The organism is Jiangella anatolica (assembly GCF_003236295.1).
In the GTDB taxonomy this organism is placed as follows: Bacteria; Actinomycetota; Actinomycetes; order Jiangellales; family Jiangellaceae; genus Jiangella; species Jiangella anatolica.
Map to the genome: position 1 here is coordinate 1 of NZ_POTW01000182.1, position 2,825 is coordinate 2,825.

2 protein-coding genes are annotated in these 2,825 nt (G+C 71.2%); both read left to right on the forward strand.

Annotation, left to right across the window (positions count from 1 at the left end; all coding sequences use genetic code 11):
- Positions 1–668: 668 nt before the first annotated feature.
- On the forward strand, positions 669–1,496 hold the full coding sequence (locus C1I92_RS32815; RefSeq protein ID WP_146605385.1) for a hypothetical protein: 828 nt from the start codon (positions 669–671) through the stop codon (positions 1,494–1,496).
- A 19-nt stretch (positions 1,497–1,515) separates the two neighbouring features.
- On the forward strand, positions 1,516–2,825 hold a 1,310-nt coding region (locus C1I92_RS32820; protein WP_111258819.1), incomplete at its 3' end, for a copper amine oxidase.

Genomic DNA, 2,825 nt, shown 5'->3' on the forward strand with positions numbered 1-2,825 from the left:
CTCCGTGGGGCGGGTGGGGCCACGAATCAGCCAGGCCCGTACGCGCGCCGGGTGGCCGCGAGGCGTCGTGATCCCGCCGCGTCGTGTCGGCGGGCCTTGGCACGTCGGGATGCTCCACAAACGCCGCATTTCCGGCGCGAGGGATCGCCTGCGGCGTGCCGAGCGCGACGCTGGGACGTGCCAAGGCGGACGGGGCCGGCGCCGGCGTCGGCGGCCGCTGATCCACCACAGCGGGCCTTGGCACGCCGGAGCGCTCCGTGATCGCTCGGGCCTTGGCACGCCGGAGCGCTCCGCAATCGCTCGGGCCTTGGCGCGCCGGAGCGCTCCGTGATCGCTCGGGCCTTGGCACGCCGGAGCGCTCCACAAACGCCACATTTGCGGCGCGCTAGGTCGCCTGCGGCGTGCCAAGCACGGCGCTGCAGCGTGCCAAGCCGGACTCACCGGGGAGGCGGGAGGGCGTCTTTAACGTGACATGTCGCAACGCGGCGTAAATCGGGCGGAAACCGGCGCCGAGGATGCTTCTCATGCCTGAGCCCGGCCTACCGACCGGGTCAGGCTCCCGGGGTCGCGATCCGACCTCGCGCACCAGCCTCCCTCGTCGCTGCGCGGTCGCACCCCGATGTTGCGGGCGCGCGCAGCGCTGTCTGCGTTGAGCCGAAGGTGACCTGATGCCGTTGAACGAGGACCCACCCCAGCGCACCACTCGACTCCCACGACGCCTCTCTCGGTGGACGGCCGGCGCGGGCATCGCCGCGGTGGCCGCCGTGGCCGGCGTCGTGGCCGTCGTCACCCAGACGTCGGTGCTGCACGCCGAGCCCGGCACGCCCGCCCCCGAGACGCCGGTGCCGACCATCGCCGCGGAGTCGACCAGCGAGGACGCGCCCGAGCAGGCGTCGGCGGCGGCGCCGGTACCGGCGCCGGCCGTGACGGCGGCGACGTACGACCCGCCGACCGTGGACGAGGTCGCGTACGTCCGCTACCTGGTCAGCCAGGACCCGTCCTACGCCGGCACGGCCAGCGTCGACGGCGGCGCCGGCGCGCAGTACCTGTCCGCCGACCTCGCCGACCCGAGCCTGAGCGCCGACGGCGACCGCAGGTACACGCTGTTCTACTTCGACTACGTGACCGACCAGCTGCAGCACTACGTCGTCAACCTCACCGCCGGCACGGTCGAGTCGGTGACGGAGGGCGCGGGCGTGCAGCCGGCGCCCACCGACCAGGAGACGCTGCTCGCGTTCCAGCTGCTGCTCGCCGACCCGCTGAGTCAGGGCATCAAGGACGAGTTCCTGGCCGCGACCGGCGAGGAGCTCACCGACCCGGCTCAGACGACGTTCGCCGCGCACGCCTACACCGCCGGACCCGCCGACCTCGGCGCGGAGACCTGCGGCGTGCAGCGCTGCCTCCAGCTGATGGCCCAGGCGCCGGACGGCCGGTACCTCACGACGACGCCGCTCGTCGTGAACCTGTCGGCGCAGACCGTGACGTCCGTCAAGTGACCTCAGGAGACGACTGAAGATGCGTGTACCGAAGCTCGTGCTCGCCGCCGCGCTCGCGGCGTCCTCGCTCGCCGGGTTCACGTCGACGGCCTCCGCCGCGTCCGTGACCGAGCTGTCCTGCTCCGGCCCGTCGCTGGTGAAGGAGACCCTGCGTTCCGGATCCGGCTGGGAGCTGTGCTGGCGGATCGACAGCTACCGCGGCCTCGTGGTCGACAAGGTGGCGTTCACGCCCCGCGACGAGGGCCGGCCGCTCATGGTGCTGGACTCCATCGGGCTGGCCCAGCTCAACGTCCCCTACGACACCGGCATGACGGAGTACAACGACGTCACCACCTACCAGGTGGGCGGCCGCCGGATGCAGGACCAGACGGCGGTCGACTGCCCGGCCGGCGAGATCCGCAGCTCGTACCTCACCGAGACCCGGCCGATGGCGCCGGTGCTGTGCGTCAGCGAGCAGGAGGCCGGCCTGGCGTACCGGTCGAACATCACCAACGACGCCCTCTACGCCGCACAGGGAACGCACCTGGTGTTGCACACGGTGTCGCGGATCGGCTGGTACGAGTACCAGGTCGAGTACCGCTTCCACGACGACGGCGAGATCACCGTGCGGCTGGGCGCCACCGGCGACCTGTCACCCAACGACTACGTCGACGCGGTCAACTTCGGCTGGCCGATCGCGCCGGGCCAGGAGGACTTCGCCGTCAACCACTACCACTCGGCGTTCTGGCGGGTCGCCTTCGACATCGACAGCGCGACGCGGCAGCGGGTGGAGAAGATCGACTCCGACTTCACCGGCGAGTACGGGACCACCGGCGACACCGGGCACACGCCGATCATCGAGACCGAGATCAGCGCCGTGAACCGGGAGCAGAAGCTGATCCTGGAGAACCGCGAGGCCTACCGCGTCGTCAACCCGGACAGCCTCAACGCCGACGGCCACGCGCGTTCCTACGAGATCGTCATGGACCGGGCGCAGGCCTACGCGCTGAACCCGGAGACCGACTACGACCTCGCGTTCACCGAGCCGAAGTCCGACGAGATCTTCGCGTCGTACAACCTGCTGCCGTCGAAGCCGAACGCGAGCGTCACTCAGTACGTGGCCGACCGTGAACGGCTGCGCAAGCCGGTGGCCTGGGTGAACGTCGGCTTCCATCACGTCGTGCGGGACGAGGACCAGAGCCCGATGCCGATCCACTGGCAGGGCTTCACCCTCTACCCGCGCGACTTCACCGCGCAGAACCCGAACGTCCCCGAGGGCCGCAAGTGGGTCAACGGCGACATGCGCGGCGTGCCGAACCCGAACATCACCCCGACCCCGACCCCGACGCC